Below are 13,900 nucleotides of genomic sequence, written 5' to 3'. Positions count from 1 at the left end.
TTGATATCATTCGTGAAATAGCTCACAGAACATAAGAATAAACTATTTCCTTACTTCACTAATGCTGAATAATTTATTCTTACCCCGTTTTTATGAGGATCGTTATGCAACAGGATGCGCACAAGCGTGCATTAATTGCAGGCTCCATCGGTAATTTCATCGAGTGGTATGAATTTGCGGTCTATGGTTTTCTGGCAACGGTGATTGCCAGAAACTTCTTCCAGCTTGAGGGGGAAGCGGAGCTCACCAGCCTGATCCTCACCTGGGCCTCATTCGCCATCGCTTTCTTCTTCCGCCCGCTGGGTGCGGTGGTCTTTGGCCGCATTGGCGACAGGATTGGCCGTAAACCGACGCTGATTATTGTGCTGGTATTGATGACGCTCGCCACCGCTGCCATCGGTATTGTGCCGGTCTACGCCAGTATCGGGATTGCCGCGCCGCTGATCGTTACACTTCTGCGTATTCTGCAAGGACTGTTCGCGGGCGGTGAGTATGGCGGCGCGGTCTCGTTGATGACGGAGTTCGCCCCGCGCGGCAAGCGCGGTCTTTACGGGGCATGGCAGTCCTTCACCGTGGCGCTCGGGCTGTTAGCAGGCGCAGGCATTGTCGCGTTGCTCTCTGCCCTTCTCTCACCTGAAGCCTTGCACGACTGGGGCTGGCGCATTCCGTTCTTCCTGGCGTTGCCGATGGGTGCTGTCGCGCTATGGCTGCGGGTAAGCATGGAAGAGACACCGAGCTTTGTGCAGCAACGGGAAAAACCGGTTGTTACTCAGGCCAGCACCGCCGCCACGTTCAAAACCATTCTGATGGGCATTGGTCGCGTGATGGTCTGGTCTGCGGCGGGTTATACCTATCTGGTGATTATGCCGACCTATCTGCAATCTGCGCTGCACACCGGTTTTAACCAGGCGCTGCTGATTGCGGTGATTTCTAACATTGGGTTTGCGCTCACGATCATTCCGTCGGGCATGCTGAGCGACAGGATCGGGCGGCGGACGGTGATGATTATCGCCACCGTGCTCCTGCTGATCCTCGCCCTGCCGCTGCTGAAAATTTTGCAGGCGGAGTCCAGCACGGTGGCTGTCAAAGCGATTGTGGTGTTGATTGCGGGAGGACTTGTGGGGATGCTGGCAGGGCCGGGGCCGGCTATGCTGTCTGAGATGTTCCCGACGCGCGTGCGTTATACCGGGCTGGGGCTGGCCTATTCTCTGTCGAATGCGATCTTCTCGGGCTGTGCGGGGCTGATCATTACCGGGCTGATTAAAGAGACGGGCAATCTGGATATTCCGGCGTACTACGTGATGGCAACGGCGGTGGTGAGTATTTTCGCGCTGATGACGCTGAGAAAGGATGACCATTTGCGGTCGTTAGAGGAGTGAGATTGTTGCCCGGTGGCGCTGCGCTTACCGGGCCTACGGTACCATGCTTTTGTAGGCCGGGTAAGGCGAAGCCGCCACCCGGCACAACAGGCTACCCGCGCTGACGCACCGCTTCAAACAGGCAGATACCCGTCGCAACAGAAACGTTCAGGGACGATACGCTGCCCGCCATCGGGATGCTGATCAGCTCATCGCAGTGCTCGCGGGTCAGGCGACGCATGCCTTCACCTTCTGCCCCCATCACCAGCGCCATACGGCCGGTCATTTTGCTCTGATACAGGGTGTGATCCGCTTCACCGGCCGTGCCGACGATCCAGATATTTTCTTCCTGCAACAGACGCATGGTGCGCGCCAGGTTAGTCACGCGGATCAGCGGAACGTTTTCCGCCGCGCCGCAGGCCACTTTTTTAGCGGTAGCGTTAAGCTGCGCGGAACGATCTCTTGGCACAATCACCGCATGCACGCCTGCTGCATCGGCGCTACGCAGGCACGCGCCCAGGTTGTGCGGGTCGGTTACGCCATCGAGGATCAGGAAGAACGGGTTATCCAGCTCAGCGATCAGATCCGGCAGATCGTTCTCCTGATACTGACGGCCCGGCTTCACGCGCGCGATAATGCCCTGGTGTACAGCACCTTCGCTTTTCTCATCCAGATACTGACGGTTCGCCAGCTGGATCACGACGCCCTGCGCTTCCAGCGCGTGGATCAGCGGCATCAGACGTTTGTCTTCACGCCCTTTCAGAATAAAAACTTCCTGAAAACGCTCCGGCGCGCGCTCCAGCAGGGCCTGCACCGCGTGGATGCCGTAAATCATTTCACTCATTGATGGTTCTCGTAATAAATATTGTCCCTCTCCCCGTTGGGGAGAGGGTCAGGGTGAGGGGAAATTACTCCGCCTGCTGTTTCTTCGCCGCGCGCTTCGCTTTGGTTGCGGCCGCTATTTTTTGGGTCTTGGTCGACGGTTTTTTCGCTTTACGAGCGTCTTTTTTCGCCGCCTTGGGCTTCTGCTGCTTCTCGCCACGGAAGGCGCTGTCTGGCTCAAAGTTTACTCTTTTACCTGCCTGACGTCGCTTGCCGCCCGCTTTACCGTTGCCACCTTTTTTCGCTTTCTCACGCTCGGTTTTCCCGACGTTACGCGGAGCCCGTTCGCTGGAGATGAGGCTGAAGTCGATTTTACGGTCGTCCATATTCACGGCTTCTACCTTCACTTCCACCCGATCGCCCAGACGGTAGGTCTGACCGCCGGATTCACCGATCAGACGTTGTCCGACCTGGTCGAAGCGGTAGTAATCGTTATCAAGGCTGGAAACGTGCACCAGACCGTCGATAAACAGCTCATCCAGACGTACGAAGAAGCCAAAGCCGGTGACGCTGGCAATCACACCTTTAAAGACGTTACCCACCTGATCCAGCATAAAGTCACACTTCAGCCAGTCCGCCACGTCGCGCGTTGCTTCATCCGCACGACGCTCGGTCATGGAACAGTGCTGGCCCAGTTGCAGCATCTCTTCCATGGAGTAGTGATACCCACCGGTTTCGGTCGTATTGCCTTTGTGACCTTGCTCGTGCGCCAGCAGATACTTGATCGCACGGTGCAGGGACAGATCCGGATAACGGCGAATCGGCGAGGTAAAGTGCGCATACGACTGTAACGCCAGACCAAAGTGGCCTCGGTTTTCCGGATCGTAAATCGCCTGCTTCATGGAACGCAGCAGCATGGTTTGCAGCATTTCCGCGTCAGGACGATCGCTGATGGATTCCAGCAGCTCGGCATAATCGCGTGGCTCAGGCTTATTGCCGCCAGGCAGTTCCAGGCCGAGTTCAGCCAGCACGGAACGGAACGAGGTTACGGCTTCCGTGGTTGGCTTATCGTGAATACGGAACAGAGCAGGCTCTTTGGCTTTCTCAACGAAACGTGCCGCCGAGATGTTCGCCAGGATCATACACTCTTCAATCAGCTTGTGCGCATCGTTACGCTGAGTCTGCTCGATTCGCTCGATACGACGCTCAGCGTTAAAGATGAATTTCGCCTCTTCACTCTCAAACGAGATCCCACCGCGCTCTTCGCGCGCCTGATCCAGCGTTTTGTATAGGTTGTGCAGCTCTTCGATGTGTTTGACCAGCGGCGCGTACTGTTCGCGAAGATCCTGATCGCCCTGCAACATATGCCAGACCTTGGTATAGGTCAGGCGCGCATGAGAACTCATCACCGCTTCGTAGAACTTATAGCCCGTCAGACGTCCCTTGCTGGAGATGGTCATTTCGCAGACCATACACAGGCGGTCCACCTGCGGGTTGAGGGAACACAGGCCGTTCGAGAGCACTTCTGGCAGCATCGGTACAACCTGCGACGGGAAGTAGACCGACGTACCGCGGCTGCGCGCTTCGTTATCCAGCGGCGTGTGTGGACGTACGTAATAACTCACATCCGCGATAGCCACCCACAGACGCCAGCCACCACCGCGTTTTTTCTCACAGTACACGGCATCATCGAAGTCGCGGGCGTCTTCACCATCAATGGTGACCAGCGGCAGATCGCGCAGATCCACGCGGCCTGCTTTGGACTCTTCCGGCACTTCTTCACGCAGGTTTTCGATCTGGTCTTCAACCGCTTTCGGCCAGACGTAAGGAATTTCATGGGTGCGCAGCGCCATATCAACGGCCATGCCGGTGCCCATGTTATCGCCCAGCACTTCGACGATTTTACCTACCGCTTTGGTACGGCGGGTCGGGCGCTGGGTAAGTTCAACCACTACCACAAAGCCCATGCGTGCGCCCATCACCTCTTCAGGCGGGATGAGAATGTCGAAGCTCAGACGGCTGTCGTCCGGCACCACAAAGCCTACGCCCGCATCGGTAAAGTAACGGCCTACAATCTGGCTGGTTTTCGGCACCAGCACGCGGACCACGCGCGCTTCGCGGCGGCCTTTACGATCTGCACCCAGCGGCTGCGCCAGGATCTGGTCGCCGTGAATACACATCTTCATCTGTTCGGATGAGAGGTACAGGTCGTCTTTACGGCCTTCCACGCGCAGGAAGCCGAAGCCATCGCGATGACCAATAACGGTGCCTTTCAGCAGATCGAGGCGTTCTGGCAGCGCGTAGCACTGGCGACGAGTAAAGACCAGCTGGCCGTCGCGCTCCATGGCGCGCAGGCGGCGGCGAAGGGCTTCAATTTGCTCTTCACCCTCAATGTTTAATTCAACGGCAAGTTCTTCACGATTGGCGGGTTTTTCGCGTTTTGTTAAGTGTTCAATGATGAACTCGCGGCTGGGGATAGGATTCGCGTATTTTTCGGCTTCGCGTTCCTGGAAAGGATCTTGTGACATGTCGGTTCCTCCGTTGTCAGCTCCGGTGGAAATTTTCTTCATTCCACCAGCAATAATTTATAAAGCGGTTGATTCTCTTCAACCAAATCGGCCAGCGTGTAGTTATCCAGTTCCTTGAGAAAACTTTGCACGGCCTTTGAAAGCGCCTGTTTCAGGCGGCAAGCGGGCGTAATGTGGCAAAACGCACTGCTACAGTTCACCAGAGATAGCGGCTCCAGTTCACGTACCACATCGCCGATACGGATACTCTGTGCCGGTTTACCGAGACGGATCCCTCCATTCTTCCCGCGGACGGCAGCAACGTATCCGGCACGACTAAGTTGATTGATTATTTTGACCATATGATTACGGGACACACCGTACACCTCTGTGACTTCAGAGATGCTGGTCATCTTCCCATCGGGTAACGACGCCATGTAAATCAGCGCGCGTAAGCCGTAATCGGTGAAACTTGTTAACTGCACATCAACCTCAGGAAAAAGGGAAAACGCGGTCAAACCGCAGAGATATTCATTAATGATGATAAACCAGCCAGATAGTTAGCGGCTAATTTATTTGACAGACGGGGCGAAAAAGCGGAGATCCAGGAGCGGTCGCCGGATGGCGCTGCGCTTATCCGGCCTACGGGTTTCCCCGCAGGCCAGCAGTCACGAAGATTATGCGTCGAACGGGTCGCGCAGGATCATCGTTTCAGTACGATCCGGGCCGGTAGAAATAATATCGATCGGCACTTCGGTCAGTTCTTCAATACGCTTAATGTAGTCCAGCGCAGCTTTTGGCAGGCCACTACGTTCTTTCACACCGAAGGTGGTCTCAGACCAGCCCGGCATGGTTTCGTAGATTGGCTCAATGCCTTCCCAGTCGTCAGCGGCCAGCGGAGTGGTAGTCACTTCGCGACCATCTGGCAGACGGTAGCCCACGCAGATTTTCACTTCTTTCAGGCCGTCCAGTACGTCCAGCTTGGTCAGGCAGAAGCCAGAGAGGGAGTTGATCTGCACAGCACGACGCACGGCAACGGCGTCCAGCCAGCCGGTACGACGACGACGACCGGTGGTTGCGCCAAACTCGTTACCCTGCTTGCAGAGAAACTCGCCGGTTTCATCAAACAGCTCGGTCGGGAATGGACCTGCACCCACGCGAGTGGAGTACGCTTTGATGATGCCCAGAACGTAATCCACATAACGTGGGCCCAGGCCGGAGCCGGTTGCCACGCCACCCGCGGTGGTGTTAGAGGACGTTACATACGGATAGGTACCGTGGTCGATGTCCAGCAGGGTACCCTGCGCACCTTCAAACATGACGAAATCGCCACGCTTGCGCGCCTGGTCCAGCAGATCGGACACATCAACAACCATGCCGGTCAGAATGTCAGCAATCGCCATGACGTCATCCAGCACTTTCTGGTAGTCAACGGCTTCAGCTTTATAGAAATTCACCAGCTGGAAGTTGTGATATTCCATCACTTCTTTCAGTTTTTCAGCGAAGGTCGCTTTGTCGAAGAGGTCGCCCACGCGCAGACCGCGACGAGCCACTTTATCTTCGTATGCCGGGCCGATGCCACGACCGGTAGTGCCGATCGCTTTCGCGCCACGCGCTTTTTCACGCGCCACGTCCAGCGCCACATGATAGTCCAGGATCAGCGGGCAGGCTTCGGAGAGCAGCAGACGCTCACGAACAGGGATACCACGGTCTTCCAGACCTTTCATCTCTTTCATCAGCGCAGCTGGAGACAGCACAACGCCGTTACCGATGATGCTAGTGACGTTTTCGCGAAGAATGCCTGATGGAATAAGATGGAGGACGGTTTTTTCACCGTTGATTACGAGAGTATGGCCTGCGTTGTGACCGCCCTGGTAGCGTACAACATATTTAGCCCGTTCAGTCAGAAGATCGACAATCTTCCCTTTACCTTCGTCACCCCATTGGGTGCCCAGTACGACGACGTTGTTACCCATTTTTTTCAAAATCACCGTTTGCTTAAAAATGGATTCTACCATCGCTTTTTCAGATATACAGCACTTTTTGACCCTAAAATATGCCGATTGCGGTTAGTTTTTGATCAGCCAATCGTTTTCCTCAACATGTAGTAGATAACGATACCGGCAACCACAAGTCCACCACCAAAACGACGCAAAATATTGTCCGGAAGTTGGCTCATTGTCGCGATCATCCGTCGCCATGCGCGTGGATAGAGCATCGGGCCGAGGCCTTCCAGCACCAAAACCAAAGCCAGTGCGAGCCAGATCGTTGAATTCATTTTTCATCCTTATAAAAGAAAACCACCGCTCCGTGAAGAGCGGTGGTTTGAATACTCAAACGAGCCTGAGTTTATCGCGTTGCGTTAGTCGGCGTCTTCATATAACGGAAGAAATCGCTGTCCGGGCTGAGTACCATCACATCCTGGTTGCTCTGGAAGCTATTCTCGTAAGCACGCAGGCTACGGATAAAGGCGTAGAAGTCGGGATCCTGGCTGAAGGCATCGGCAAACAGCTTCGCGGCTTCGGCATCGCCTTCACCACGCAGGATACGGCCCTGACGCTCAGATTCCGCCAGCGTCTTGGTCACTTCGTAGTCCGCTGCGGCACGCAGTTTCTCGGCCTCTTCCTGACCCTGTGAACGGTGACGACGAGCTACCGCTTCACGCTCGGCGCGCATACGGTTGTAGATCGCCTCGGACACCTCCGCTGGCAGGTTGATCTGCTTGATACGCACGTCAACCACTTCGATACCCAGTGCAGCCATACTGTTCGGGTTGATCACCGGTACTTTACCGTTGGTTTCAGCCTGAACGCGTTCAGCCGCTTTGGCAATCGCGTCATCCGCTGCCGGTGTTTCCACTTCGTCTTCGGTACCCGCTGTACCTGAGTTCAACGCATCACGCACTTCCAGTGTCAGACGACCACGGGAGTCGGTCACGATGTCTTTTACATCCAGACGACCAATTTCAGAACGCAGACGGTCAGAGAACTTACGTTTCAGCAGCACTTCTGCCTGAGAAACATCACCACCGCCGGTTGCCAGGAAGTAGCGGCTGAAGTCGCTGATACGCCATTTGATGTAGGAATCAACGATCAGGTCTTTCTTCTCTTTAGTCACGAAACGGTCGGCCTGGTTATCCATGGTCTGGATACGTGCGTCGAGCGTTTTGACTGACTGAATGAAAGGCACCTTGAAGTGCAGACCCGGCTCGTAGATCACCGGACGCTTGTCGCCGTCACGCACGACGCTGCTAAACTGGAACTTGATCCCACGTTCGCCCTCTTTCACCACAAAGATGGAGGTGTAGAGCACGACCAGTGCGATGATGATGATCGCAATAACTGACTTACGCATCCTTATTCCCCCTGACGCTGGTAGTCGTTACGCTGCGCGTTAGCACGGCGTTGGTCCATAATGTCACCATCGTTCGAAGAAGGCGTTGTGTTCGCGCTGGAGCTACCAGACGAGGCTGGCGGCAGACGCAGCAGGTTGTTGGCTCCGCTGTTGTCTTTTGCTGCCGGTGCAGAACCGCCTTTAAGCATCTGATCCAGCGGCAGGACCATCAGGTTTCCGCCTTTGTTGTCGTTAACCAGCACTTTACGCGTATGGCTCAGCACTTTTTCCATGGTCTCGATATAGAGACGCTCACGGGTAATTTCCGGCGCGGCTTTATATTCCGGCAGGATCTTCGCGAAGCGAGCCACTTCACCCTGTGCTTCCAGGATGGTCTGGGTCTTATACGCGCGCGCTTCTTCCAGAATACGCTGCGCCTGACCGTTTGCACGCGGCTGAACTTCGTTGGTATACGCTTCCGCTTCACGGATGTACTGCTGTTCGTTTTCACGCGCGGCAATCGCATCGTCAAACGCCGCTTTCACCTCTTCCGGCGGACGTGCAGCCTGGAAGTTGACGTCCAGCAGGGTGATACCCATGTTGTACGGACGGATGGTCTCTTCCAGCTCGCGCTGGGTATCGCTACGAATAACGGTACGACCTTCGGTCAGGATACGGTCCATGGTGTATTTACCGATCACGCCACGCAGGGCGCTGTCGGTCGCCTGACGCAGGCTGTCATCCGCGCTGGTCACGCTAAACAGATAACGCTCAGGATCGGTCACGCGGTACTGGACGTTCATCTCAACGCGCACCACGTTTTCGTCAGAGGTCAACATCACGCCAGACGCCGCCAGTTCACGGACGGACTCCACGTTCACTGCGGTCACGTTATCAATGAAGGTCGGTTTCCAGTTCAGGCCCGGCTCAACCAGATGGCTGAACTTACCGAAACGGGTTACCACGCCGCGCTCTGCTTCTTTAATGGTGTAGAACCCGCTGGCTGCCCAGATGATGACTACCGCCGCGGCCACAATGCTTACTACGCGGCCACCCATAGGCGGGCGCGGACTCTGAGTGGAGTTGCCACCCGAGCCAGAACCTTTTCCTCCGCCAAGGCCACCAAGCTTTTTGCTCAGTTTGCGGAAGATATCATCCAGATCCGGCGGCCCCTGCTCGCGACCACCTTTGTTGCCATTTCCCCCAGAGTTGCCGCCTTGATTATTGCTGCTTCCCCACGGGTCGCGGTCTTGTCCGTTATTACCGGGCTGATTCCACGCCATGTATATGCTCCATATTTGTTATGCAAGGGCGAATTTTTCAGGCTTCCCCTTTCTGATCAGACGATATAGTCCGCCAGCGCAGGTTCTTGTTTACAGAGGCGACGCCAGTCAACGATCGGCATACGCACCTGCATCCCCACGCTGCCGTCATCCTCCATCCACTCTTTTTCTATCGCCTGAAGCTGATAAAACCGGCTACGCAGCCTGCCTTCCTGTGGCGGCAGTCGCAGCGTGTGCTGAGCTACCTCACCGGAAAGACGTTCTGTCAAAGCCTGGAAAAGCAGTGGCACACCAATCCCGGCCTGAGCAGATAGCCAGACCCGAATTGGTTTGTTCTCTTCATCTCGGTCAATACGCGGTCCGAAATCGTCCAGCATATCGATCTTGTTCATCACCAACAAAGTGGGAATTTCGTGGGCGTCAATCTCTTCGAGCACCACATTCACCGCGTCGATGTTCTCCTGCACGCGTACGTCAGCCGCATCAATCACGTGCAGCAGCAGGGTCGCCTGACGCGTCTCCTGCAAGGTCGCTTTAAACGCCGCCACCAGATCGTGCGGCAGATGGCGGATAAACCCTACGGTATCCGCCAGTACCGTTTCACCGACGTCTGCGACGTCAATACGGCGCAGCGTAGGGTCCAGGGTCGCAAACAGCTGGTCTGCGGCATACACCTGGGCCTCGGTTATCTGGTTAAACAGGGTGGATTTACCGGCGTTGGTATAGCCCACCAGCGACACCGTTGGGATGTCGGCTTTGGTTCGCGCCCGACGCCCCTGTTCGCGCTGTTTCTCGACACGCTCCAGACGAGAAAGGATCTGGGTTATACGGCCACGCAGCAAACGACGGTCGGTTTCGAGCTGGGTTTCACCCGGGCCACGTAAACCAATCCCGCCTTTTTGTCTTTCAAGGTGTGTCCAGCCACGCACCAGACGCGTCGCCAGATGGCGCAACTGCGCCAGCTCAACCTGCAACTTACCCTCGTGGGTACGCGCACGCTGAGCAAAAATATCTAAGATCAACCCCGTGCGATCGATAACACGACATTCGCAGAGAGCTTCCAGGTTACGTTCCTGAGCCGGAGACAGCGCATGATCAAACAGCACGACTGATGCGCCGGTTGCTTTTACGGCATCCGCAATTTCAACTGCTTTACCTTCACCAACAAAGTACTTCGGGTGCGGCGCTTTACGGCTACCGGTAATCACCTGCATTGCTTCGACACCGGCGGAAGAGACCAGAGATTCAAACTCCTGGAGGTCTTCCATATCTTTGTCTTGCGAAAAATAGATGTGTACCAGCACCGCCTGCTCACCGGCGTCATAACGGTCAAACAAGCGTAAACCTCTCTAAAAAGATCAGCGGGGAACGCAGGATCCCTGGCTCCCCGTGTGGAAAACAGCCCAAAACCTTATTCGGTTTCTTCGCTGTCCTGCGCAGGAGCAGATGAACCCTGCGCGTTGCTGCCATGATGGTAGTTACTGCCAGTGCCGCCGCCAGCGTTATTGCTGTGATGAGATACCGGACGGGACGGAACAACAGTAGAAATCGCGTGCTTATAGACCATCTGGCTGACCGTGTTTTTCAACAGGATCACGAACTGATCGAAAGACTCAATCTGACCTTGCAGCTTAATACCATTCACCAAATAAATAGAAACTGGAACACGCTCCCGACGCAATGCGTTCAGGAACGGATCTTGTAAAGATTGCCCCTTAGCCATTCTATCTTTTCCTTATATGCTTGTTTTGTACTTAGAACCTTGCGATTCTGAAAAATTGCGCACGATACGGCTTAATTGTACACATTCAGTCAGCGATATCACCAATAACCTCAATCACTTCGTTTAACGCCTGTTGTGGTTTTTCACTGTCTAACCAGTGAACACCCTCCCAACCACGCAACCAGGTGATCTGGCGCTTCGCTAACTGTCTCGTGGCGCAAACACCTCGATAAACCATTTCATCGTATGAAATCTCGCCTTCAAGATACGACCACATCTGGCGGTATCCCACACAACGAATGGAAGGCATGTCCGTATGCAAATCTCCACGGGCAAAAAGCGCCCGCACTTCTGCTTCAAAATCTGAAGCCAACATCTGATGAAAACGCTGCTCAATTCGTTGATGGAGCAGTTCACGGCTCGCCGGGGCGATGGCGAACTGATGCACCTGATACGGCAGAGCGTCTCCTGACGTTTGCGTCAGTTCCGTTAAAGTTTTACCCGAAATGAAAAAAACTTCCAGTGCCCGGGAAAGCCTTTGCGGATCGTTTGGGTGGATCCGCGCTGCGGCAACCGGGTCAATCTCTTCCAGTTGCCTGTGCAAAACGTCCCACCCCTGCTCTGCCGCCTGCCGCTCAATCTTCGCTCTCACTTCCGGATCGGCCGATGGCAGAGGCGATAACCCCTCCAGCAGCGCCTTAAAGTAGAGCATCGTGCCGCCAACTAACAGCGGTATGCGTCCCGCGGCGGTAATCTCGGCCATCTCAGCTAAGGCGTCGCGGCGAAAATCTGCTGCGGAGTAAGCCTGTGCCGGGTCGAGAATATCCAGTAAACGGTGCGGTGCCGCACGCAGTTCGTCTGCGCTGGGCTTCGCCGTGCCGATGTCCATTCCTCGGTAAATGAGGGCTGAATCAACGCTAATCAACTCTACTGGCAAAACTTTACGTAACTCAATGGCTAACGCCGTTTTACCGGAGGCCGTTGGCCCCATTAAAAAAATCGCCTTTGGCAGGCTCGCCTTACTTACATCAGTCATGTTTCAGGGCGGTCATCGCCGTTTTTAAATCAACAGGTTGTAACAAACCACCTGGCGGCGCTTTCACCAGCTGTGGACAGAGGCGTTCCACCTCTGCCAGAACGGTAATCGCCTGCGCCATACTCCACGGCGAATGTTCGCTGGCCAGATGGCGGGCGATCCACTGCGCGGTATCGGCGGCATCAAACGTCGTTTGTTGCGCCAGGTAGCCTATCAGTTCAGGAATCAAGTTTTGTAAATTTTGTTGGCGTAAGGGTAAAGGCACTGCGCGAATTGTCACATGCTGCGCGTCCAGTACGATTTCAATCCCCATTTCGGCAAGAAGCGCCTGGGCACGCTGCAAAACCCCTGTTTCCTCATGGTTTATTTTCAACCGAACCGGGATCAGTAACGGCTGAGCGCAGGCGGCGTTTTCCCCTGGCGTCAGTTGCGCCTGTTTAAGCCAGCGTTCCGCTACCGGCAACGCCAGCAGCATCAATTTCCCCTCACGTTCAAGCAGTGCCATGTCCGGGGCGACAATCGTCAATACCCGGCCAAAACTCTGGCTATGTCCGTCAAGGGAAGACGGCGATACCTCAATATGTTCTTTCCGTTCCACGGCTGGGGTGTCCAGCAATTTACGGTATAACGCCCCTTGCTGCTTTTGATACCCCGGCTGGGCATTTGGGTAGTTGGCGCCCGTCGGGCGCGGTGCGCTTCCCGCTGACGAAAAACGCGGAGCCACTGGTTCGCGCGCGACTGCGGGTTCAGCGAAATGGTTACGTCCGGCCGCCACGCGATTTTCTGGCAGCGATCGCGGTGCAGGAACGTCGTTTTCCAGCGGCAGCGTTGGCTCAGCCTGCTTCTGCAAAACGCTAACGACGCCCTGATAGATAAAATCATGCACCAGACGCGACTGGTGGAAACGCACCTCGTGCTTGGCGGGGTGCACGTTAACGTCAACCTGATGCGGGTCGATCTCCAGATAAAGCACAAAGGCGGGCTGTTGATCGGCGCCGAGCTTATCTTCACAGGCCTGGCGAATGGCGTGGTTAATCAGGCGGTCGCGCATCATGCGACCGTTGACGTAGCAGTACTGAATCTCAGCAAACGCGGCGCTACTGGCGTTCGGATCGGCAACCCAGCCGCGCAGGGCCAAATCGCCATGCTGCCACTCAATGGCCAGCGCTTTTTCCAGGAACGGCGTGCCGCAGATGGCGCCCAGCCGACGCTCCTTTTGCCCGCCTTCCGCCACTGCCCGGTACTGACGCATCACCTTACCGTTATGACTGAGGTTAAGAGTGACATCAAAGCGTGCCAGCGCGATGCGGCGGATGATCTCGTCGATATGTCCGAATTCGGTCTTCTCGGTTCGCATAAACTTGCGCCGGGCGGGCGTGTTATAGAAAAGATCCAGCACTTCAAGCGTGGTGCCTACCGGGTGCGCCGCTGGTTTAACCGTGACGTCCATATCGCGCCCTTCCGCGTAGGCCTGCCAGGCTTCCTGCTGGTCGGCCGTGCGGGAGGTCAACGTTAAGCGGGAAACGGAGCTGATACTGGCCAGCGCTTCGCCGCGAAAACCCAGGCTGATAATCGCTTCCAGATCGTCAAGTGACGCAATTTTACTGGTGGCATGACGCGCCAGCGCCAGCGCCAACTCGTCCTTTTTGATGCCACTGCCGTTATCACGAATGCGGATAAGCTTTGCGCCCCCGCGTTCAATATCGATATCAATGCGGGTCGCCCCTGCATCGAGGCTGTTTTCCACCAGCTCTTTCACCACCGATGCAGGGCGTTCCACCACCTCACCGGCGGCGATTTGGTTCGCGAGCTGCGGCGGTAGAACCTGAATCGGCATG

12 protein-coding genes are annotated in these 13,900 nt (G+C 55.6%); 1 reads left to right on the top strand and 11 read right to left on the bottom strand.

Features of this window, described 5'->3' with window-relative positions; all coding sequences use genetic code 11:
* The first annotated feature begins 104 nt into the window (after positions 1-104).
* Complete coding sequence (locus L3069_RS02145; protein WP_038415140.1) at positions 105-1,379, top strand: MFS transporter; 1,275 nt, start codon at positions 105-107, stop codon at positions 1,377-1,379.
* A 91-nt stretch (positions 1,380-1,470) separates the two neighbouring features.
* On the opposite strand, the gene rlmB is transcribed toward L3069_RS02145, so the two are convergent.
* From rlmB to mutL, 11 genes are all read right to left on the bottom strand, one after another.
* On the bottom strand, positions 1,471-2,202 hold the full coding sequence (rlmB, locus tag L3069_RS02140; RefSeq protein ID WP_003856001.1) for a 23S rRNA (guanosine(2251)-2'-O)-methyltransferase RlmB: 732 nt from the start codon (positions 2,200-2,202) through the stop codon (positions 1,471-1,473).
* A gap of 64 nt (positions 2,203-2,266) precedes the next feature.
* Positions 2,267-4,708, bottom strand: a complete 2,442-nt coding sequence (gene rnr / locus L3069_RS02135; RefSeq protein WP_023299135.1) for a ribonuclease R — start codon at positions 4,706-4,708, stop codon at positions 2,267-2,269.
* A 38-nt stretch (positions 4,709-4,746) separates the two neighbouring features.
* Positions 4,747-5,172: a nitric oxide-sensing transcriptional repressor NsrR gene (gene nsrR / locus L3069_RS02130; protein WP_003855998.1), complete on the bottom strand. Its 426-nt coding sequence runs from the start codon at positions 5,170-5,172 to the stop codon at positions 4,747-4,749.
* Between the two features lie 192 nt (positions 5,173-5,364).
* On the bottom strand, positions 5,365-6,663 hold the full coding sequence (locus L3069_RS02125; protein ID WP_032621775.1) for an adenylosuccinate synthase: 1,299 nt from the start codon (positions 6,661-6,663) through the stop codon (positions 5,365-5,367).
* Positions 6,664-6,767: 104 nt separating this feature from the next.
* Complete coding sequence (locus L3069_RS02120; RefSeq protein ID WP_003855996.1) at positions 6,768-6,965, bottom strand: DUF2065 domain-containing protein; 198 nt, start codon at positions 6,963-6,965, stop codon at positions 6,768-6,770.
* Between the two features lie 71 nt (positions 6,966-7,036).
* The gene (hflC, locus tag L3069_RS02115; protein WP_022646821.1) at positions 7,037-8,041 is read right to left on the bottom strand and encodes a protease modulator HflC; all 1,005 of its coding nucleotides are present in this window, start codon (positions 8,039-8,041) and stop codon (positions 7,037-7,039) included.
* A gap of 2 nt (positions 8,042-8,043) precedes the next feature.
* Entirely contained in the window at positions 8,044-9,303 is a 1,260-nt protein-coding gene (gene hflK, locus L3069_RS02110) for an FtsH protease activity modulator HflK (RefSeq protein WP_022646820.1), read from the bottom strand.
* A 56-nt stretch (positions 9,304-9,359) separates the two neighbouring features.
* Complete coding sequence (gene hflX / locus L3069_RS02105; protein WP_038415137.1) at positions 9,360-10,640, bottom strand: ribosome rescue GTPase HflX; 1,281 nt, start codon at positions 10,638-10,640, stop codon at positions 9,360-9,362.
* Positions 10,641-10,714: 74 nt separating this feature from the next.
* Entirely contained in the window at positions 10,715-11,026 is a 312-nt protein-coding gene (hfq, locus tag L3069_RS02100) for an RNA chaperone Hfq (protein WP_006810391.1), read from the bottom strand.
* 85 nt (positions 11,027-11,111) lie between these two features.
* On the bottom strand, positions 11,112-12,062 hold the full coding sequence (gene miaA, locus L3069_RS02095) for a tRNA (adenosine(37)-N6)-dimethylallyltransferase MiaA (protein WP_038415136.1): 951 nt from the start codon (positions 12,060-12,062) through the stop codon (positions 11,112-11,114).
* Positions 12,055-13,899, bottom strand: a complete 1,845-nt coding sequence (gene mutL, locus L3069_RS02090) for a DNA mismatch repair endonuclease MutL (protein ID WP_038415134.1) — start codon at positions 13,897-13,899, stop codon at positions 12,055-12,057. The genes miaA and mutL overlap by 8 nt, the downstream gene beginning before the upstream one ends.
* Position 13,900 lies beyond the last annotated feature (1 nt).

Source organism: Enterobacter cloacae complex sp. ECL411 (assembly GCF_021869665.1).
Classification (GTDB): Bacteria; Pseudomonadota; Gammaproteobacteria; order Enterobacterales; family Enterobacteriaceae; genus Enterobacter; species Enterobacter intestinihominis.
The sequence above is the reverse complement of the archived record's forward strand: the minus strand, read 5'-3'. Positions and strand labels throughout refer to the sequence as shown.

Coding starts and splice junctions, on each gene's coding strand:
- L3069_RS02145 (WP_038415140.1), top strand. CDS start 105: ATGCAACAGGATGCGCACAAGCGTGCATTAATTGCAGGCTCCATCGGT.
- rlmB (WP_003856001.1), bottom strand. CDS start 2,202: ATGAGTGAAATGATTTACGGCATCCACGCGGTGCAGGCCCTGCTGGAG.
- rnr (WP_023299135.1), bottom strand. CDS start 4,708: ATGTCACAAGATCCTTTCCAGGAACGCGAAGCCGAAAAATACGCGAAT.
- L3069_RS02125 (WP_032621775.1), bottom strand. CDS start 6,663: ATGGGTAACAACGTCGTCGTACTGGGCACCCAATGGGGTGACGAAGGT.
- L3069_RS02120 (WP_003855996.1), bottom strand. CDS start 6,965: ATGAATTCAACGATCTGGCTCGCACTGGCTTTGGTTTTGGTGCTGGAA.
- hflC (WP_022646821.1), bottom strand. CDS start 8,041: ATGCGTAAGTCAGTTATTGCGATCATCATCATCGCACTGGTCGTGCTC.
- hflK (WP_022646820.1), bottom strand. CDS start 9,303: ATGGCGTGGAATCAGCCCGGTAATAACGGACAAGACCGCGACCCGTGG.
- hfq (WP_006810391.1), bottom strand. CDS start 11,026: ATGGCTAAGGGGCAATCTTTACAAGATCCGTTCCTGAACGCATTGCGT.
- miaA (WP_038415136.1), bottom strand. CDS start 12,062: ATGACTGATGTAAGTAAGGCGAGCCTGCCAAAGGCGATTTTTTTAATG.
- mutL (WP_038415134.1), bottom strand. CDS start 13,899: ATGCCGATTCAGGTTCTACCGCCGCAGCTCGCGAACCAAATCGCCGCC.